This is a genomic window from Kosakonia sp. ML.JS2a (assembly GCF_025642095.1).
In the GTDB taxonomy this organism is placed as follows: domain Bacteria; phylum Pseudomonadota; class Gammaproteobacteria; order Enterobacterales; family Enterobacteriaceae.
Genome location: NZ_CP106754.1, coordinates 394,791 through 415,126, shown reverse-complemented (window position 1 = coordinate 415,126; position 20,336 = coordinate 394,791). Strand labels below are relative to the sequence as shown.

17 protein-coding genes are annotated in these 20,336 nt (G+C 54.8%); 4 read left to right on the top strand and 13 right to left on the bottom strand.

Annotation, left to right across the window (positions count from 1 at the left end; all coding sequences use genetic code 11):
* Positions 1-12: 12 nt before the first annotated feature.
* From N7922_RS01865 to glpE, 3 genes are read right to left on the bottom strand one after another with little or no spacing between them, the layout of a single operon-like run.
* Positions 13-771: a DeoR/GlpR family transcriptional regulator gene (locus N7922_RS01865; RefSeq protein WP_263099018.1), complete on the bottom strand. Its 759-nt coding sequence runs from the start codon at positions 769-771 to the stop codon at positions 13-15.
* Between the two features lie 17 nt (positions 772-788).
* Positions 789-1,619, bottom strand: coding sequence for a rhomboid family intramembrane serine protease GlpG (glpG, locus tag N7922_RS01860; protein WP_263099017.1), 831 nt, complete (start codon positions 1,617-1,619; stop codon positions 789-791).
* Between the two features lie 44 nt (positions 1,620-1,663).
* Complete coding sequence (gene glpE, locus N7922_RS01855) at positions 1,664-1,993, bottom strand: thiosulfate sulfurtransferase GlpE (protein ID WP_263099016.1); 330 nt, start codon at positions 1,991-1,993, stop codon at positions 1,664-1,666.
* Between the two features lie 189 nt (positions 1,994-2,182).
* Between glpE and glpD the strand changes: the two genes are divergently transcribed.
* Positions 2,183-3,688: a glycerol-3-phosphate dehydrogenase gene (glpD, locus tag N7922_RS01850; protein ID WP_263099015.1), complete on the top strand. Its 1,506-nt coding sequence runs from the start codon at positions 2,183-2,185 to the stop codon at positions 3,686-3,688.
* A gap of 76 nt (positions 3,689-3,764) precedes the next feature.
* Here glpD and glgP read toward each other — a convergent pair whose 3' ends face one another.
* From glgP to asd, 6 genes are all read right to left on the bottom strand, one after another.
* Positions 3,765-6,212 (bottom strand): glycogen phosphorylase, encoded by a 2,448-nt coding sequence (gene glgP / locus N7922_RS01845; protein WP_263099014.1) that lies wholly within the window; start codon positions 6,210-6,212, stop codon positions 3,765-3,767.
* 19 nt (positions 6,213-6,231) lie between these two features.
* Positions 6,232-7,665: a glycogen synthase GlgA gene (gene glgA, locus N7922_RS01840; RefSeq protein ID WP_263099013.1), complete on the bottom strand. Its 1,434-nt coding sequence runs from the start codon at positions 7,663-7,665 to the stop codon at positions 6,232-6,234.
* Positions 7,666-7,757: 92 nt separating this feature from the next.
* Positions 7,758-9,041 (bottom strand): glucose-1-phosphate adenylyltransferase, encoded by a 1,284-nt coding sequence (gene glgC / locus N7922_RS01835; protein ID WP_263099012.1) that lies wholly within the window; start codon positions 9,039-9,041, stop codon positions 7,758-7,760.
* Between the two features lie 14 nt (positions 9,042-9,055).
* Positions 9,056-11,032 (bottom strand): glycogen debranching protein GlgX, encoded by a 1,977-nt coding sequence (gene glgX / locus N7922_RS01830; RefSeq protein WP_263099011.1) that lies wholly within the window; start codon positions 11,030-11,032, stop codon positions 9,056-9,058.
* Complete coding sequence (glgB, locus tag N7922_RS01825) at positions 11,029-13,215, bottom strand: 1,4-alpha-glucan branching enzyme (protein ID WP_263099010.1); 2,187 nt, start codon at positions 13,213-13,215, stop codon at positions 11,029-11,031. Before glgB ends, glgX begins: the two co-directional genes overlap by 4 nt.
* A gap of 270 nt (positions 13,216-13,485) precedes the next feature.
* Positions 13,486-14,592, bottom strand: coding sequence for an aspartate-semialdehyde dehydrogenase (gene asd, locus N7922_RS01820; RefSeq protein WP_263099009.1), 1,107 nt, complete (start codon positions 14,590-14,592; stop codon positions 13,486-13,488).
* Positions 14,593-14,765: 173 nt separating this feature from the next.
* Here asd and N7922_RS01815 point away from each other — a divergent pair, with 173 nt between their 5' ends.
* The 3 genes from N7922_RS01815 to N7922_RS01805 all read left to right on the top strand — a co-directional run bounded on the left by N7922_RS01815 (position 14,766) and on the right by N7922_RS01805 (position 16,457).
* Positions 14,766-15,359 carry a YhgN family NAAT transporter gene (locus N7922_RS01815; protein WP_263099008.1) on the top strand — a complete coding sequence of 198 codons (594 nt, stop codon included), beginning with the start codon at positions 14,766-14,768 and terminating at the stop codon, positions 15,357-15,359.
* Between the two features lie 82 nt (positions 15,360-15,441).
* A complete protein-coding gene (locus N7922_RS01810) occupies positions 15,442-15,705 on the top strand; it encodes a hypothetical protein (protein WP_263099007.1) in 264 nt (87 codons plus the stop codon).
* Entirely contained in the window at positions 15,702-16,457 is a 756-nt protein-coding gene (locus tag N7922_RS01805; RefSeq protein WP_263099006.1) for a Fic family protein, read from the top strand. The genes N7922_RS01810 and N7922_RS01805 overlap by 4 nt, the downstream gene beginning before the upstream one ends.
* A 64-nt stretch (positions 16,458-16,521) precedes the next feature.
* Here N7922_RS01805 and gntU read toward each other — a convergent pair whose 3' ends face one another.
* From gntU to N7922_RS01785, 4 genes are all read right to left on the bottom strand, one after another.
* Positions 16,522-17,862, bottom strand: coding sequence for a gluconate transporter (gene gntU / locus N7922_RS01800; RefSeq protein ID WP_263099005.1), 1,341 nt, complete (start codon positions 17,860-17,862; stop codon positions 16,522-16,524).
* Complete coding sequence (gntK, locus tag N7922_RS01795) at positions 17,859-18,392, bottom strand: gluconokinase (protein ID WP_263099004.1); 534 nt, start codon at positions 18,390-18,392, stop codon at positions 17,859-17,861. Before gntK ends, gntU begins: the two co-directional genes overlap by 4 nt.
* Positions 18,393-18,529: 137 nt before the next feature.
* On the bottom strand, positions 18,530-19,525 hold the full coding sequence (gntR, locus tag N7922_RS01790) for a gluconate operon transcriptional repressor GntR (protein WP_061492838.1): 996 nt from the start codon (positions 19,523-19,525) through the stop codon (positions 18,530-18,532).
* Positions 19,526-19,627: 102 nt separating this feature from the next.
* The gene (locus tag N7922_RS01785; RefSeq protein WP_263099003.1) at positions 19,628-20,323 is read right to left on the bottom strand and encodes a pirin family protein; all 696 of its coding nucleotides are present in this window, start codon (positions 20,321-20,323) and stop codon (positions 19,628-19,630) included.
* Positions 20,324-20,336 lie beyond the last annotated feature (13 nt).

Sequence of the window (20,336 nt, the reverse complement as noted above, 5' to 3'; positions counted from 1 at the left end):
CGTTGCGCCCTGTCAGCACAGCTCAAGCTGAATATTGCTGTTGGCAATCACTTTCATCACGCCCGCAGGCGGCATGATATCGGTGTAGACCGCATCCACCATGCTGATGCTGCCCATATTGACCATCGCGTTGCGACCAAATTTCGAGTGATCGACCACCAGCATAACGTGGCGCGAGTTTTCGATAATCGCGCGTTTGGTGCGCACTTCATGGTAATCAAACTCCAGCAGCGAACCGTCGGCATCAATGCCGCTGATGCCGAGGATGCCAAAGTCGAGACGGAACTGGGAGATAAAATCGAGGGTCGCTTCCCCGACAATTCCACCATCGCGGCTGCGCAGCTCTCCTCCCGCGAGAATCACGCGAAAGTCATCTTTCTTCATTAAGGTATTGGCAACGTTCAGGTTGTTGGTCACCACGCGCAAGTCGCTGTGATCGAGCAGCGCATGGGCTACCGCTTCCGGTGTGGTGCCGATATCAATAAACAGCGTTGCGCCGTTGGGGATCTGCTCCGCGACTTTACGGGCAATACGCTCTTTTTCCGCGGTCTGTGTCGATTTACGATCGTGCCAGGGGGTATTCACCGAACTGGACGGCAATGCCGCGCCGCCGTGATGGCGCAAAATCTTATTTTGATCGGCCAGGTCGTTCAGATCGCGACGAATAGTCTGCGGGCTAACGGAAAATTGTTCGACCAGCTCTTCGGTACTGACATATCCCTGTTGTTTAACCAGTTCAATAATCGCGTCATGACGCTGTGTTTGTTTCATGAATTGTCCCTGAAGAATTATGTTCGTTTTCGCACATTCTGTGAGTCGACCAGCGCCATTGCCAGCCCAATCAGCAGGCCGGCGGTATGCGCGCCGCTGGCGATGGCGAAGCCCGTCAGGCCAAACCATTCCGCCACCATCAATGCCACCGTAAAGATAAACAGCCCATTAGGCAGGGCGACCTGCGGTTGCGGATCGCGCACGCCACGCAACCAAACATAGCCAATCAGCGCATAGACCACGCCTGATAAACCGCCAAACCACGGTCCGGTTAGCTGATGCTGGACAAAACCGCTCAACAGCGCGCTGATCACGGTGATCACCAGCAGTTTTCCACTGCCCAGCCGCTTTTCCACCGCGCCGCCAAGATACCACCACCAGAAGAGGTTGAAGATGATGTGTACCAGGGAAAAATGCATTACCGCATGGGCGAAATAGCGCCATACCTCAAACTGCACGCTGGCATCCCACGGCCAGGCCAGCCACATCATCACCGTTTGGTCGCCAACGATGTTCATCAATACAAACACAAATATGCAAAGCGCGGAAATGATCAGCGTTAAGGGACCGCCCCGTTCACGTATTGCCGCCATCAACGGGAAACGGCGGTAATGCAGGCCGCTGCCGGTTTGCCCGGATTGCCAGCTCGCCGCGAGATACCGGGGATCGGTGGGATTTTCAATAAAACGCGCAAGCTCTGTTCGCACGCGCTCAAGCTGGCTCTCATCCGCCAGCCAGATGTCGCTTTGCGCATGGTGCTGAATGGTCAGGATCACCCCCTGGGTCTGCATATAATCAACAAACGCCTGGGCGACGCGGGGGTTAGTAAAAGAGGTAATCATCAACATGACAGGCGTCGCTTAATCCGTACAAAGAGAGACAGTATAGTGGCCTAAAGCGTACCGTGGGCCACTTCAGCCGGGAAATGGCGATGCCAGGCATCGAAACCGCCGTCGACACTGTAAACCTGATCGTACCCCTGTTGCAGCAGATATTGCGCCGCGCCTTTACTGCTGTTGCCGTGGTAGCACATCACCATCACCGGCGTATCGAAGTCGTTTTCGCGCATAAACGCGCCCAGCGTGTCGTTGGTCAGGTGAAACGCACCCGGCGTATGGCCCATGGCAAAGCTTTGCGGATCGCGGATATCCACCAGCACCGCCTGTTGCTGATGCAGTTTTTGATGGGTTTCTTCTACGTTAATGCACTCAAAGTTTTCCATGGCTTTCTCTTAATTGACACAGGAAATGGCTATTCTCCTGCCAAGTGTACGTCGTGACGGCAGGTAAACGCCATTATGTTATGCATATCACTCTAAATTGTTTTTTTGATGTTACTAATGGCGCGTTCATTTGCTATCATGAGCGATATCGAACATTTTTGAGCTTTAACGAAAGTGCATGAGGGTAGCATGGAAACCAAAGATCTGATTGTGATAGGCGGGGGCATCAACGGTGCCGGTATCGCGGCAGACGCCGCAGGGCGGGGTTTGTCCGTGCTGATGCTGGAAGCTCAGGATTTAGCCTGCGCCACCTCCAGCGCCAGCTCCAAATTGATCCACGGCGGGCTGCGCTACCTTGAACACTATGAATTCCGCCTGGTGAGCGAAGCGCTCGCCGAGCGCGAAGTGCTGTTGAAAATGGCGCCGCATATCGCGTTCCCGATGCGTTTCCGCCTGCCGCATCGCCCGCATTTGCGTCCGGCGTGGATGATCCGTATTGGTCTGTTTATGTACGATCACCTGGGCAAACGCACCAGCCTGCCGTCATCCACGGGTTTGCGTTTTGGCGCAGAATCGGTACTCAAACCGGAAATCGTGCGCGGTTTCGAATATTCTGACTGCTGGGTCGACGATGCGCGACTGGTTCTTGCCAATGCGCAGATGGTTGAGCGTAAAGGCGGCGACGTGTTAACCCGCACCCGCGCCACCCACGCGCGTCGCGAAAATGGAATGTGGATTGTCGAAGCGGAAGATATCGACACCGGGGAAAAATATAGCTGGCAGGCGCGCGGACTGGTGAACGCGACAGGGCCGTGGGTGAAACAGTTCTTTGATGACGGGATGCACCTGCCTTCACCGTACGGTATTCGCCTGATCAAAGGCAGTCACATTGTGGTGCCGCGCGTGCACTCACAGAAGCAGGCTTATATTCTGCAAAACGAAGACAAACGTATTGTGTTTGTTATTCCGTGGATGGATGAGTTCTCCATTATCGGCACCACCGATGTCGAATATAAAGGCGATCCGAAAAACGTGGAGATCGAAGAGAGCGAGATCAACTACTTGCTGAAAGTGTATAACGCACACTTCAGAAAACAGCTGAGCCGTGAGGATATCGCCTGGACATACTCCGGCGTACGCCCGCTGTGCGACGACGAATCCGACTCACCGCAGGCCATCACGCGCGACTACACGCTGGATATCCATGATGATAACGGCAAGGTGCCGTTGTTGTCGGTCTTTGGCGGTAAGCTCACGACCTACCGTAAGCTGGCCGAGCATGCGCTGGAAAAACTGACACCGTATTACAAAGGTATTGGCCCGGCCTGGACCAAAAACTGCGTTCTGCCAGGTGGGGAGATCGCTGGCGATCGTGATGATTTTGCGGCTAAATTGCGTCGCCGCTACCCCTTTATCAGCGAGTCGCTGGCGCGCCACTTCGCCCGCACATACGGCAGCAACAGCGATCTTATTCTCGCGAATGCCAGCACTCTTGAAGACCTGGGCGAGCATTTTGGTCACGAGTTATATGAGGCGGAACTGCGCTACCTGGTTGAACATGAATGGGTTAAGCGCCTGGATGACGCCATCTGGCGTCGTACCAAACTCGGGATGTGGTTAAATGCGGAAGAGCAATCCCGCGTTGCACAGTGGTTAGCCCATCATCAGAAAGACGAGCTGTCGTTAGCCTCGTAACCGTCGTCATGCAGGATGGCAGCTACGCGTATCCGGCCTGTGGGCCGGATTTACGCAGCGCCATCCTGACGTCCGACTACAAACGCACCGGTTTGATATGCCAGATATTCTCCGCATATTCGAGGATGGTGCGATCAGACGAGAAATAGCCCATATTGGCGATGTTATGCATCGCTCGCATCGCCCACTCTTCCGGATGCTGATACAACGCATCCACTTTGTCCTGGCAGTCAACATAACTACGGTAATCCGCCAGCACCTGATAGTGGTCGCCAAAGTTAATGAGCGAATCCACCAGATCGCGGTATCGACCCGGCTCCTGCGGGCTGAAAAGACCGGTCGCGATTTGCGTCAGCACCTGGTGCAACTCTTCATCTTTTTCATAGTATTCACGCGGTTTGTAACCCTTACGACGCAGCGCTTCCACTTCATCTGCGGTGTTGCCGAAGATAAAGATATTTTCCTCGCCGACATGCTCGAGCATTTCCACGTTCGCCCCGTCCAGCGTCCCGATAGTCAGCGCCCCGTTCAGCGCAAACTTCATATTGCTGGTGCCGGACGCTTCCGTACCCGCCAGCGAGATCTGCTCTGACAGATCCGCCGCCGGAATGATCATCTGCGCCAGACTCACGCTGTAGTTAGGGATAAACACCACTTTCAGCTTATCGCCAATCACCGGATCGTTATTGATCACCTGCGCAACATCGTTGATCAGATGGATAATGTGCTTCGCCATGTAATACGCCGACGCCGCTTTACCGGCAAAGATATTCACCCTCGGCACCCACTCTGCCGTCGGGTCAGCCTTGATGCGGTTATAACGGGTGATCACGTGCAGCACATTCATCAACTGGCGCTTATATTCGTGAATACGCTTGATCTGCACATCGAACAACGCCTTCGGGTTCACCACCACATTCAACTGCTGGGCTATCACATTCGCCAGCCGCTTTTTATTTTCCAGCTTGGCCTGGCGCACGGCCTGATTCACCGTCGGATAGTCAACATGCTGCTCCAGCTCACTCAACTGACTCAGGTCGGTACGCCAGGTGCGGCCGATATTTTCATCCAGCACGTCCGAGAGCGACGGGTTCGCCAGCGCCAGCCAGCGACGCGGTGTTACACCGTTGGTGACGTTGAGAAAACGCATCGGGAATATTTCGGCAAAATCGGCAAACAGCGACTGCACCATCAGGTTAGAGTGCAGCTCAGAAACGCCATTCACTTTATGGCTGACCACCACTGCCAGCCAGGCCATACGCACACGACGCCCGCTGGCTTCATCGATAATCGATGTCCGGCCCAGCAGCTCAATATCGTCAGGATGCTGCTCCTGTACCGTTTTCAGGAAATAGTCATTAATTTCAAAGATGATTTGCAAATGGCGCGGCAAAATTTTACCGAGCATTTCCACCGGCCAGGTCTCCAGCGCCTCACTCATCAAGGTATGGTTGGTATAAGAGAACACCTGGCAGGTCACTTCAAACGCGTCGTCCCATTCAAACTTATGTTCGTCAATCAACAGGCGCATCAGTTCCGGGATAGACAACACCGGGTGCGTGTCATTGAGGTGAATGGCGATCTTATCCGCCAGATTGTCATACGTCTGATGCAACTGATAATGACGGCTCAGGATGTCCTGGACAGTCGCCGAGACAAGGAAATACTCCTGACGTAAACGCAACTCACGCCCGGAATAGGTCGAGTCATCCGGATAGAGCACGCGCGAAACGTTTTCGGAATGGTTTTTATCCTCTACCGCCGCGAAGTAATCCCCCTGGTTGAATTTACCCAGGTTGATCTCGCTACTGGCTTGCGCATTCCAAAGGCGCAGCGTATTGGTCGCGTCGGTGTCATAGCCGGGGATGATCTGGTCATAGGCCACTGCGAGGATCTCTTCGGTTTCAACCCAGCGGCTCTTTCTTCCCTCCTGCTGAATACGGCCGCCAAAGCGCACTTTGTAGCGGGTATTGTGGCGCTTGAACTCCCACGGGTTACCGTATTCCAGCCAGTAATCGGGAGACTCTTTCTGCCGCCCGTCGACAATGTTCTGTTTAAACATGCCGTAGTCATAGCGGATGCCATAGCCGCGCCCCGGTAGGCCCAGCGTCGCCAGCGAATCGAGGAAGCAGGCCGCCAGTCGCCCGAGGCCGCCATTGCCAAGGCCCGGGTCGTTCTCTTCATCGATCAGCTCTTCAAGATCCAGCCCCATCTCCTCCAGCGCATTTTTTACGTCGTCATAAATGCCCAGCGAGAGCAGTGCGTTTGAGAGCGTGCGGCCAATCAGGAATTCCATCGATAAATAGTAAACCTGACGCACTTCCTGAGAGAGCTGTGCACGGGTGGAGCGCAGCCAGCGTTCCACCAGTCTGTCGCGCACGGCAAACAGCGTGGCGTTCAGCCATTCATGCTTGTTAGCGATAACCGGATCTTTACCGACGGTGAACATGAGTTTGTAGGCAATCGAGTGTTTTAATGCCTCAATACTTAATGTCGGTGCTGCATAAGTAAAAGGTGCATTCATAAGCGTGATTCCTGGAAAGCTATTTCAACCGAAAATAAAGATCGCGGTACGACTGCGCTGCGACCTGCCAGCTAAAATCCATGGCCATTGCCTGCCGCTGGACAAAGCGCCAGAGCGAAGGCCGGGACCACAACACGAAAGCCCGTCTGATGGCTCTTAACAACGCCCAGGCATTACTGTCTTCAAAAACAAAACCGCTGGCGATGCCATCGGCCAGGTTTTCCAGCGAACTGTCGGATACGGTATCCGCCAGCCCTCCGGTGCGACGCACCAGCGGTAACGTCCCATACTTCAGGCCATACAGTTGCGTTAAACCGCATGGCTCAAAACGACTCGGCACCAGAATCACATCTGCGCCGCCCATAATGCGATGCGAGAAGGCCTCGTGATAACCAATCTGTACGCCGACCTGCCCGGAGTGTTCGGCGGCGGCGGCCAGGAACCCTTCCTGCAACACCGGATCGCCTGCGCCGAGCAGCGCCAGTTGCCCGCCCTGTTCAAGTAACCCTGGTAGCGCCTCCAGCACCAAATCGAGGCCTTTCTGGCTGGTCAACCGACTGACCACCGCAAACAGCGGGACTTTATCGTTAACCTTCAGCCCCATGGCGATTTGTAGCTGGCGTTTGTTCTCCGCCTTCTCTTCCAGCGTATCCCGCGTGTACCGCGCGCCAAGCAACAGATCGGTGGACGGGTCCCAAATTTTTTCATCCACGCCGTTGAGTATGCCGCTCAACCGCCCTTCAAGCTGCCGCTGACGCAGCAGGCCTTCCATGCCATACGCATACTGCGGTTCGGTGATCTCCCGGGCGTAGGTCGGGCTAACGGCAGTAATATGATCGGCATAATATAATCCCGCCTTCAGAAACGAGATCTGACCGTTAAATTCCAGACCATGCATGTTAAAGAACGACCATGGCAATTGGATGTCATTCATATGGTGTGCATAAAACATGCCTTGATAGGCGAGGTTATGCACGGTAAAGACCGATTTCGCCGGACGCCCGCTTGCAGCAAGGTAAGCGGGAACCAGGCCTGCATGCCAGTCGTGAGCATGCACCACATCCGGGCGCCAGAATGGATCAAGCCCGGTAGCCATTTCGCTTCCCACCCAGCCCAGCAGGGCGAAACGCAGCACGTTGTCAGGGTAAGCAAACTGGTTCGTGTCGTGGTAAGGGCTACCGGGACGTTCGTAAAGGTGCGGCGCGTCGATCAAGTATATTCCCACACCGTCGAAATGCCCGAACAGCAGCGTAATACGCCCGGCGAAGGTGTCCCGACGGGACACCACCTGTGCATCGGTCACACCCCGTCGAATATCGGGGAAAGCGGGCAGCAATACGCGGGTATCAACACCACCGGCAATCTGCGCCGCAGGCAATGCGCCAATCACGTCCGCCAGACCTCCGGTCTTCAGCAACGGAAACATCTCAGAACATACATGTAAAACCTGCATTATCGCTCCTGTTCAAAACCACCCGGTTAGCGAAGCCGTTAGTGGGAAAACAGCACGCGGACCCCTTCCGCGCAAGGTTAAAATGAATGCTTTCAGGCTTTCAGTTTGCGTAACATTTCACGCGTAACCAGCACAATCCCTTCTTCTGAGCGGTAAAAGCGACGGGCATCTTCCTCAGCGTTTTCGCCAATCACGGTGCCTTCCGGGATTTCACAAGCTCTATCGATAATGCAGCGGCGCAGCCGACAGGAGCGCCCAACCCAAACATCAGGCAGCAGCACAGCCGAGTCGATATTGCAGAACGAATTCACACGCACGCGATTGAACAACACCGACTGCACGACCACCGACCCGGAAATGACACACCCACCAGCCACCAACGAATTCAACGTCATGCCATGGCTACCCGAGCGGTCCTGCACGAATTTCGCGGGGGGAAGAGATTCATTATAGGTACGGATTGGCCAGCTTTGATCGTACATGTCCAGTTCCGGTACCACCGAGGCCAAATCAAGGTTCGCTTTCCAGTAAGCTTCCAGCGTTCCCACATCCCGCCAGTAGGGCTCTGAATCCGGGTCAGACTGCACACAGGAGAGCGGAAACGGATGCGCATACGCCATGCCAGCCTTCACGATCTGCGGGAGGATATCTTTGCCAAAATCATGGCTTGAGTTTTCGTCTTTATCATCCAGTTCCAGCAAGCCGTACAGGTACTCCGCATCGAAAATGTAGATACCCATACTGGCCAGTGCTTTGCTGTCATCGCCAGGCATGCTGGGGGGTTGCGCGGGTTTCTCGACGAAGTCGACCACTTTGTCCTGCTCATCAACGGCCATCACGCCGAACGCGGTGGCTTCATGAACAGGCACCGGCAAACAGGCAACAGTGCAGCGTGCCCCTTTCTCGACATGGTCGATGAGCATGCGCGAATAGTCCTGCTTGTAGATATGGTCTCCCGCCAGAATGACGATGTATTCCGCACCGTAGCGGCGAATAATATCGAGGTTCTGCGTCACCGCATCCGCCGTACCGCGGTACCAGTGTTCTCCGTGCACGCGCTGTTGAGCAGGCAGCAGATCGACAAACTCGTTCATCTCTTCGTTGAAAAAGGCCCAGCCGCGCTGGATATGCTGCACCAGCGTGTGGGACTGATATTGCGTGATGACGCCAATGCGGCGAATACCGGAGTTAATGCAGTTAGACAGGGCGAAGTCGATAATGCGGAATTTACCGCCGAAGTGCACCGCGGGTTTGGCGCGCTTGTTGGTTAAATCTTTCAGGCGCGTCCCGCGCCCTCCTGCCAGGATCAGGGCGACAGACTTTAATGGCAGCTGACGGGCCAACATTGTAGGGTCGTTCTTTTCTAATCTCACCATGACTGACTCCATTTTTATGACCGCTGAAATACACACACTCCGTGTGCTGGCCCATGCCAGACAGCCATTACGACCGGGTTGTCCTCTCCGGCAAAGGGAGGAATGGCGCGCCACTCCCCTTCGGGCAATACGATTTCTGCTACTTCAGGCGTGGCGTTAATGGCGATCAGCACATTGCCTGACAGCAGAATTTGTAAACGCTGGATCCCCTGTTGCCACTCCTGCGTACTGAGTGGCGCTCCTTTGTTGTTTAGCCAGACGACATGACCGTCGCCCTCCTCCCACCATGTATCGCGGGTCAATGCCGGGATTTGCTGACGCAGGTGAATCAACGCGGCGGTAAACGCAACCAGCCCGCTATCGGCTTGCGTCCAGTCGAGCCATGTCAGCGCATTGTCCTGACAGTAAGCATTATTGTTGCCGTGCTGGCTGTGGCCCTGTTCGTCGCCTGCCAGCAACATTGGCGTGCCTTGCGACAACAGCAGCGTCGCCAACAACGCATGCAAGCTGGCGCGTCGGCGTTCAATCACATCCAGAGTGCCGCCTAATCCCTCAAACCCGTGGTTGTTGCTGTGGTTATTATTTGTGCCATCACGATTGTCTTCACCGTTAGCTTCGTTGTGCTTATGGTTGAAACTGACGCAATCCCGCAGCGTAAAACCATCATGGGCGGTGATCAGGTTGACCGACGCTGAGGGCAAGCGGCCACCGCGTTTAAAGACGTCGCTGGAGGCAGCAAAACGTCCGGCAAACTCCCCGATGGAAAGGGATGATTCAAGCCAGAAGCGGCGCATCGCATCGCGGAAATGGTCGTTCCACTCGGCAAAAGGCGCGGGATAGTTGCCAACCTGGTAGCCGCCAGGACCAATATCCCAGGGTTCAGCGATCAATTTCAGGTCGCGTAATACAGGATCGTTGATGATCGCCGTAAACAGCGGCGCCTGCTGGCTGAACGCTGGCGTGCGTCCCATTACCGATGCGAGATCAAATCGAAAACCATCCACATGGAACGTCTCCACCCAGTAACGCAGGCAGGCGTGGGCATACTCCACCACGCCAGGGTTGCTCAGGTTCAGCGTATTGCCGCAGCCGGTCCAGTTGTGATAATCGCCATCCTCTCTGATCCAATAATAGCTACGGTTATCAATTCCGCGCAGGGAGAGGGTTGGTCCATCGAGATCGATTTCGGCGGTGTGGTTAAGCACGATATCGAGGATCACTTCGATCCCGGCCTGATGCAGCGCTTTCACCGCCTCGCGAAATTCAACAATGGCCTGCTCCGGCGCACTGGCATAACGCGGATTCAGCGCAAACAACGCCAGCGGGTTATAGCCCCAGTAGTTGCTTAACCCCAACCGCTGCAAACGCGGCTCGCTGGTGAAGTGGGCAACCGGCATCAGCTCCAGTGCGGTAATGCCAAGATGTTTAAACCAGTTGATCATCACCGGATGCCCCAGCGCCTTGTAGGTGCCGCGAATGGCTTGCGGAATGTCGGGATGCAGCCAGGTCAGTCCCTTAACGTGCGCTTCATAAATAACGGTGTTACCCCAGGGAATACGCGGCGGGGCATCGTGCTCCCAGTCGAAGACGTCATGCACCACGACACTGCGCGGGGCAATGGCGGCATTGTCGTGTGGGTCAGGCTGGTCATAACCGCCATGGAGTAGCGAGCTATCAGGCACGTCGCCTTCTACGCGCCGCGCGCAAGGATCGAGTAATAATTTCGCCGGGTTGAAACGGTGCCCTTGCGCAGGGTCCCAGGGGCCATGCACCCGGTAGCCGTAATGCAGGCCTGCCCGACCACCTTCCAGAAAACCGTGCCAGACATCCCCGGTACGGCCAGGCAGATCAACGCGCTGCTCATTGCCTTCGTCGTCAAACAGGCACAGTTCGACGCGCTCGGCATGGGCGGAGAAGAGCGTAAAATTGACGCCATCATCCCGTAGATGCGCACCGGGCGGCGTGGCGTTACCGGCTGCCAGTTTCGTCATTCCCCCTCCCGGACCAGCCAGATGGTGCCCAGCGGCGGCAATGTCAGTAACAGCGAGTGTTCATGCCCACGATTGGCGATCGCATCGCTGTGCAACACGCCGCCGTTGCCGGTGTTGCTGCCGTGGTAATGCATGGAGTCGCTGTTCAGCTCTTCACGCCAGCGGCCTGGTTGATTAATACCCACACGGTAATCGTAGCGCGGTACGGGCGTGAAATTGCTGGCAACAATGATTTCATTACCCTGCTTATCACGGCGCACAAAAACAAATACCGAGGCTTCATGATCGTCCACCACCAGCCACTCAAAACCGTAGGGATCAAAATCCAGCTCATGCAGCGCTTTATGATGACGGTAGGCGTGGTTCATATCGCGCACCAGCCGCTGAACGCCGTGGTGCCAGTTATCACCGCCCTCCAGCAAATGCCAGTCAAGGCTACCGTCGTGATTCCACTCGCGCCCCTGGGCGAATTCGTTACCCATAAAAATCAGTTTCTTGCCGGGGAAGGCCCACATCCAGGCGTAGTAGGCGCGCAGGTTAGCGAACTTCTGCCAGGCATCGCCGGGCATCCTGTCGAGGATGGATTTCTTGCCATGCACCACTTCGTCATGCGATAGCGGCAGAATAAAGTTTTCGGTGTAGTTATAGAGCATGCCGAAAGTGAGTTTGTCGTGGTGGTACTTGCGGTACACCGGATCAAGCTTCATATAGTCCAGCGTGTCGTGCATCCAACCCAGATTCCACTTGAACCAAAAACCCAGCCCCCCCATCGAAGCCGGGCGTGACACGCCGGCAAAATCGGTGGACTCTTCCGCCATACTGACCGCCCCCGGCGTCTGCTCACCGAGGATGCGGTTGGTATTGCGTAAAAACTCGATTGCCTCAAGGTTTTCGCGTCCGCCATATTCATTGGGGATCCACTCCCCTTCTTTGCGGCTGTAATCGCGGTAAATCATCGACGCCACCGCATCCACGCGCAGCGCATCAATGCCAAAGCGTTCGATCCAGTACAGCGCATTGCCGACCAAGTAGTTGCTCACTTCCCGGCGGCCGTAGTTGTAGATCAACGTGTTCCAGTCCTGGTGATAACCTTCACGCGGATCGTTATGTTCGTAGAGTTTGGTGCCGTCGAAATCCGCCAGGCCAAAATCATCAGAAGGGAAATGGCCCGGAACCCAATCGAGGATCACACTGAGGCCTGCGGCATGTGCGGTGTGGATAAAATGCAGGAAGTCATCGCGGGTGCCGAAACGGCGAGTCGGCGCATAAAGCCCGGTCGGCTGATAGCCCCAGCTCCCATCGAAGGGGTGTTCGTTAACCGGCAGCAGCTCCAGATGGGTGAATCCCATCCATTTGGCGTAGGGCACCAGTTGATCCGCCAATTCCCGGTAACTCAGCCAGAAATTGTTGTCGGTATGTCGGCGCCAGGAACCCAGGTGCACTTCATAGATAGAGATGGGGGCATCAAACTGATTCGCTTTTTTGCGCTCTTCACTCTGTGTTTTCTTGCCTGGCAGGCCGCAAATCAGCGATGCGCTGTCCGGGCGCATCTGGGATTCAAACGCGTAAGGATCGGCTTTGATCCGCAGTTTGCCGTGTGCATCTATCATCTCAAATTTATACAACTGCCCGTTCAGCGCACCGGGGATAAACAGCTCCCAGATCCCGCTTTCACGACGCAGGCGCATGGGGTGGCGGCGACCATCCCAGTAGTTAAACTGCCCGACCACGGAGACGCGCTGCGCATTAGGCGCCCAGACGGAAAAACGCGTTCCCACCACGCCATCCATCGTATCGGCATGCGCGCCAAGCGTTTCGTACGGCCGCATATGCGTGCCTTCACTCAACAGCCAGGCATCAACGTCCTGCAACAGCGGCCCGAAACGATAAGGGTCATCAATCAGGTTCTCCTGTCCGTGCCAGACAACGGCAAACTGGTAATAGAAAGGATTTTTGCGGCGCTGCATCACACCACAGAAAAAGCCACGGGAGTCGAGACACTCCAGTTTGCCGACTTTGCGTCCGGTTTTCGGCTCGATAACCCAGACTTCTGTGGCATCGGGCAACAGGGCGCGAACTTCAAGGCCTGCGTCGGTGGAATGCATTCCCAATACGGAAAAAGGATCGGCAAAATGACCGGCAATTAGCGCATCAATCACGTCTTTATCAACATCAACGGACATGGTTCTCATCCTGTTGTAGTGGTATCGCACCTTCCACCGTGGTTACGTCCGGTTGCGATACTTTTGTGATCTGAACGGTGCAGCACCCCGCTGGAATCTGCTCTGCAACGTCCCATTTCAGGCAAAATGTTAAACACCCAACCTTAAGCATAGCCAACGCTTTCAGACTCTTGAGAAAATAAACACATCACTTTTTCTTTGCAGGAAATTTGCGAAAAAAAAGCATAAAAAAAGGGGCGCCGAAGCACCCCCTGATTCTCTTTTTTATGCTTACGCCAGGTGGCGCAACATACGACGCAGCGGTTCGGCCGCGCCCCACAAAAGCTGGTCGCCCACAGTGAAGGCGGAGAGGAACTCCGGCCCCATATTCAGTTTACGCAGACGGCCCACCGGTGTGGTCAACGTGCCAGTGACGGCAGCCGGGGTCAGTTCGCGCATGCTGATCTCACGATCGTTTGGCACTACTTTCGCCCACGGGTTATGCGCCGCCAGCAGTTCTTCCACGGTCGGGATAGAGACGTCTTTTTTCAGTTTGATGGTGAAGGCCTGGCTGTGGCAGCGCAGCGCGCCGATACGTACGCAAAGCCCATCAACCGGAATGATGCTGGAGGTGTTGAGGATTTTGTTGGTTTCGGCCTGGCCTTTCCACTCTTCGCGGCTCTGGCCGTTATCGAGCTGTTTGTCGATCCACGGGATCAGGCTTCCCGCCAGCGGTACGCCAAAGTTGTCGACCGGCAGCTCACCGCTGCGGGTCAACGCGGTAACTTTGCGTTCGATGTCGAGAATAGCAGAAGCCGGATCCGCCAGTTCCGCCGCAACATGATTGTGCAACTGACCCATTTGCGTCAGCAGTTCGCGCATATGGCGCGCGCCGCCACCGGAAGCCGCCTGATAGGTGGCGACAGAGACCCACTCCACCAGATCGTTGGCGAAGAGCCCGCCGAGGGACATCAGCATCAGGCTGACGGTACAGTTGCCGCCGACAAAGGTTTTCACGCCGTTGTTCAGCCCGTCGTTAATCACCGCCTGGTTGACCGGGTCGAGAATAATAATGGCGTCATCTTTCATGCGCAGTGAAGAAGCCGCGTCAATCCAGTACCCCTGCCAGCCGCTTTCACGAAGCTTTGGATAGATTTCGTTGGTATAATCGCCGCCCTGGCAGGTGACAATGATGTCGAGTGCCTTCAGCGCTTCCAGGTCGTACGCATCCTGAAGCGTGCCTGCTGCCTGGCCGCTGAATGCGGGCGCAGCTTGCCCAAGCTGGGAAGTGGAAAAGAAGACAGGGCGAATGGCGTCGAAATCGCGCTCTTCAACCATGCGTTGCATGAGTACAGAGCCGACCATTCCGCGCCAGCCGATAAAACCAACATTTTTCATAGCGAAGTTCCTGCAGAGGTGTGTGCTGTTTGTGCGAGCCAGTGTCCAACTGGGGTATGACCACATTACAAAATGCTGCCAAAGTCGCAAGTGAAATTAATCAATGATCGCGAATGCATCAGAAACGCAGCTAATTACTGCAATTATGTGGCAAGTGTCAGGGATAATAATGAATGAGTGAGATCATCTCCGCAACCGTGTTGCTGATCCTGATTATGGATCCGTTGGGCAACCTGCCTATCTTTATGTCGGTATTAAAACATACCGAGCCAAAACGCCGCCGGGCCATCATGATCCGCGAACTGCTGATCGCCCTGCTGGTGATGTTTATCTTCTTGTTTGCTGGTGAAAAAATACTCTCGTTGCTGAACTTACGCGCTGAGACGGTTTCCATTTCCGGCGGCATTATTCTGTTCCTGATCGCCATTAAGATGATTTTCCCCAGCGAGTCTGGCGGCAGCAGTGGTCTTCCCGCCGGTGAAGAACCCTTTATTGTCCCGCTGGCGATCCCGCTGGTTGCTGGCCCTACTTTGCTGGCAACACTGATGCTGCTGTCGCACCAATACCCTAATCAGATGGGGCATCTGGTGATTGCACTGCTGATTGCCTGGGGCGGTACGGTGGCTATCCTGCTGCAATCATCCTTGTTTCTGCGCCTGCTCGGCGAGAAAGGGGTTAACGCGCTGGAACGCCTGATGGGGCTGATTTTGGTGATGCTCGCCACCCAAATGTTCCTCGACGGGATAAGAGTGTGGATGAAGGGATAGCTATTATGTTTGCCGCCAGTGCACCTGAAGACACAGGATGTATCGGTGTGCTAAAATTTAACCACTGATGGAGGTTAATTTTATGCCTAAAGACACGTTCTCAAGCGTGGCCAGTAAGGTCCGTAATCTTGCTGCATCTCATAATGTCTCTGATGTGCGTGACGATACCAGCCGTATGGCCATGGTCATCACACAATTATCCGGGGATACAGTTGTGCTGGATAATATCGAACAACTGCTGGTAAACCTGAAGAGAAAAGGTGTTCTGACTAAAGCAGAAACCCTTTCATTACAGGCGGACTATCTGCAAGAAAAACGCAAAGCGAACGGGAAGTTTCGTGCGTGAACTTTGATCCATTTGGCGACTTCGAAACAGCAGGATATCTGCGAAATTCATTAGGGTTAAAAGACCCGGAAGACGTTAAACGATCTGAACACCTTGCTTTTGAACTGAGTATCAATGATGCACTCGACTTCCTTGCTGAAGTTGCGTCAGTTGATTATGAATCGATACGACATGTTCATAACATTCTCTTCTCTGAGTTCTATCCCTGGGCCGGTCAGGATCGTAATGAATTGGTTCCTGGCCTTGCGGTCTTTAAAGGTTTTGCCGACAATCCACGCCACACAACGTTTGAACATCCGAAAGGGATCAAACACGCCATCGATTATGCTTTGCAATTGGCATCCGACCATGAGCATTTTAAGAAAAGGCCAGGCGAGGTCATGGGGCTTTTAGCATTTGCGCATCCTTTTCTGGATGGTAACGGACGCACCATTTTGCTGGTTTTTATGGAACTCTCATATCGCACTGGCTTCGCCATCGATTGGTCCGGAACAAATAAAGATGACTACCTGCGGACACTGAGTGCAGAGATTGAAACCCCATCAAGAGGTCATCTGGACCGCTACCTGGCTCCGTATATCGTGGAGATTGCGAGCCGGGATCAATGGGCTGAATTGATTGGTGCCATAAAGGGGCTGGACGGCTTAGACAAAGAAAACATTTCGTACGGCAGCCTGGACGATCCGGAAATAAAAAAAAGGTATACGACAGGCCGCTATGCCATCTCCGGCAATGAGCCATCTGACAGTTGACTAAATGAATATATAAAAAAGGCAGCGACCAACAATGGCGCTGCCTTTTTTCATCACCAGCAAGTTAGCTCAGCAGTGTAAACGCAATCATGCCGATAATCGCGCCGGTGGTGCCGAGGATGGTTTCCATCATCGTCCAGGTTTTCAGCGTTTGCGCTTCCGTCGCACCGGTAAAGCGGCCATACAGCCAGAAACCGGCATCGTTCACGTGGCTCACCACGATGGAACCACCCGCGATGCAAATAGAGAGCGCCGCCATCTGTGCGCCGTTGAAGTGCAGTTGCTCAATCACCGGCATCACCAGACCGACCGCCGTCAGGCAGGCCACCGTGGCGGAACCCTGAATAATGCGCACCGCCGCCGCCAGTACAAAGCAAGTGATGGCGATAGGCAAGCCCATGCCGGTCAGCGCTTCGCCCAGTGCCGGGCCAACGCCGGAGTCAACCAGCACCTGCTTGAACACGCCGCCCGCGCCGATCACCAGCAAAATAATGCCTGCCGGCTGCAATGCGTGACCGCAAATTTCCATCACACGGTCTTTCGCCATGCCCTGACGTATCGCCAGGCCGTAAATCGCCACCAGGCACGCCACGAGGATCGCGGTGAACGGGTGACCGATAAATTCCAGCCAGTCATACAGGTTGCTGCCTTCTGTCACGAAGCGCGCGGCGATGGTTTTCATCCCGACCAGCACCAGCGGCAGCAGGATCAGCGACAGACTGAAAGCGAATGACGGCATTTTGCCTTCGCCCAGATGCGGCTCGCTAACATCGTCCGGAATGTGCAGTTGCACATGGCGACTGATAAAGTTGCCCCACAGCGGACCGGCAATCAGCATGCCTGGGATTGCCGCGCACAGGCCAATCAGGATCATCCAGCCAAAATCCGCATGCATCTGCGAAGCCAGCAGCATTGGCGCGGGTCCCGGCAGCAGGAACGCCGCCGCTGCCGCTACGCCGGCAAACAACGGGATAACCAGTTTGACCAGGTTAGTGCCGGTGTGGCGCGCCATCGAGAACGCAACGCTTATCAGCAGCACAATCGCCACTTCAAAGAACAGCGGCAATGCGCAAATCAGCCCCGCCAGACCAATCGCATAATGCGCGCGATTGTGACCAAACGATTTGAGCATCTTGACGGCGATTTGATCCACCGCGCCGGTCTCGTGAAGAATTTTGCCGAACATCGCGCCGAGCGCCACCACAATGGCGAGGAAACCCAGCGTACCGCCCATGCCTTTTTCCATGGTCTGCGCGATCTTAATCAACGGCATTCCGGAAAAAAGCCCTGCACCAATAGACACCACCATCAAAGCAATGAAAGCATGCATACGCGCTTTCATCACTAAAAACAGCAGCAGTAAAACCGACCCCACTGCTGTTAAAACAAGCGTTAATGTACTCACTGCGCACTGCCTTTATTAATCACTGCAATCGTGCTGGCGACCACGCCGTCCAGCGGTTGATCGATATCGACGATCAGCACGTCACGCTCATCTGCGCCCGGCTCTTCCAGCGTGTCAAACTGGGTTACCAGCATCTGCGTTTTGAAGAAGTGGCCTTTACGCGCTTTCAGACGGCTTTCGATGACATCAAAATCGCCTTTCAGGTAGATAAAGGAGAGGTTCGGGTTTCCGTCGCGCAGCAGATCGCGGTAATGCTTTTTCAGCGCCGAGCAGACAATCAGCGACACTTTATTGGTGCGCTGCATGGCAAATGCGGCGTCGTTCAGCGCCTGTAGCCACGGTTTACGGTCATCGTCGTTTAGCGGCTCACCGGACGCCATTTTAATGATGTTGCTGCGCGGATGGAGGAAGTCGCCGTCAAGAAACGCGGCATGCAGCTGATGCGCCACTTCGCTGGCAACAGCAGATTTACCACTGCCGGAAACGCCCATCAGGACATAAACGTGGTGATCAAGATTAGTCGTGCTCAAAGGGAAGCCCCCACTGGTGCAAGAGTGAATTGTTACGGGTAACTGTTATCGGTAACATTGTCCTGCCGGGGTAACGGAGAAGCAATATCCATTCGTGCCAGAGATAAATAAGTGTGAGCTACTTCAAATTTGTCAGACTAAATAGATCCACCCGGTGACAAAGTGAAACCTAAATCTAACATTTTCGGCGTAACTGCTTCACCACGAATGCGCGCCAGCAGACGTTCGGCTCCGATACGCCCCATACGTTCGCGCGGCGTGAGCACGCTCGCCAGACGCGGCTCCATTACCTGGCCAATGTCGTGACCGTGGAACCCGGCGATCGCCATATCATCAGGAATTCTCAGCCCCAGGCGCTGGCACTCAAACGCGGCGCCTACCGCCAGGTCATCGTTGGTACAGAAAATTCCGTCCAGTTGCGGGTACTCGCGGCGCGCCTGACGCATCAGTTCAATACCGGCCGTGTAAGAGGAGGATTGTTCCACCATCACGCTGTACGGCGTGAGCCCGGCATCCAGCATCGCCTGCTCGTAACCCTTCTGTTTGATGATAGTACGTTCATCCAGACGCGCGCCGAGATAGGCAACGCCGCGATGACCGCGTTCAATAATCGCGGCGGTCATCTGTCGCGCCGCTTCGAAGTTATCGAAACCGACGGCGATATCCAGACAGGGAGATTTGCTGTCCATCAGTTCCACGACCGGAATGCCCGCCACTTCAATCATTTTCAGCGTGCGTGGAGTATGTGTGCGTTCGGTGAGGATCAGGCCGTCAATGTTCCAGGAGAGCATCGATTCCAGACGCTCTTCTTCCATTTCGGCTTTATAACCGTAGTGCGCCAGCATGGTTTGATAGCCATGGGCGTCCGTCACGCTTTCAATACCGCGCAACACTTCAGCGAACACCTGGTTGGTCAGCGACGGGAGCAATACGCCAATAGCGCGGCTGGTGGCGTTGGAGAGAATATCGGGAGCGCGATTGGGAATGTAACCCAGCTCATCAAGCGCAGCGGCGATTTTGCCACGTAACGCAACGGACACCTGTTCCGGGTTACGCAAAAAACGGCTGACCGTCATTTTGGTCACGCCAACGCGATCGGCCACATCCTGAAGTACGGGTCTTTTCTTTTTCATCGTCCTGACATTATAAACAGAGAGAGATTTTCTCAGTTTATCACGGACAACGCGCAACCTTCCGGCCAAAACCAGAAGGTTGCGTCATTTATTTAAGCCACATCAAACTGGCGGCAAGTCAAACAGCAGAATTTCACTGTCGCTATCGGCATGAACCGAGATAGCCTGCTCATCCCAGATTGCCAGACCATCGCTGGTGGTGGCTTTGGTGCCGTTAATGGTGACATCCCCTTTCACCACCTGGATCCACACGCGGCGGTCAGCGGCGATCGGGTGCACCGACTGCTCATCTTTCAACAGTGCCCAGCGGTAGAGTTCCATATCCTGGTGCACTTTCAGAGAGCCATTGCGTGCATCCGGCGACAGCACCAGTTGTTTGCCCTGCGCAGCGTCAAAGCGGCGCTGCTCGTAGCGCGGCGTGATGCCGTTCGTTTCCGGAATGATCCAGATTTGATACAGGCGCAGACGATCGCTGTCGCTCGGGTTGTACTCAGAATGACGCACCCCTGTGCCCGCACTCATAATCTGGAATTCACCGGCAGGTACCTGCTCTTTGTTGCCCATGCTGTCCTGGTGCTCAACGGCCCCTTCCAACACATAGGTCAGGATTTCCATATCTTTGTGCGGATGGGTGCCGAAGCCCTGCCCCGGGTCGATCACGTCGTCGTTAATGACGCGAAGCGCCGAGAAGCCCATAAAATTCGGGTCATAATAGTTGGCGAAAGAGAACGTGTGCCAGGAATCCAGCCAGCCATGATTTGCATGACCACGGTCGTTTGCTTTGCGTAAGAAGATCATTTTTTTACCCCCG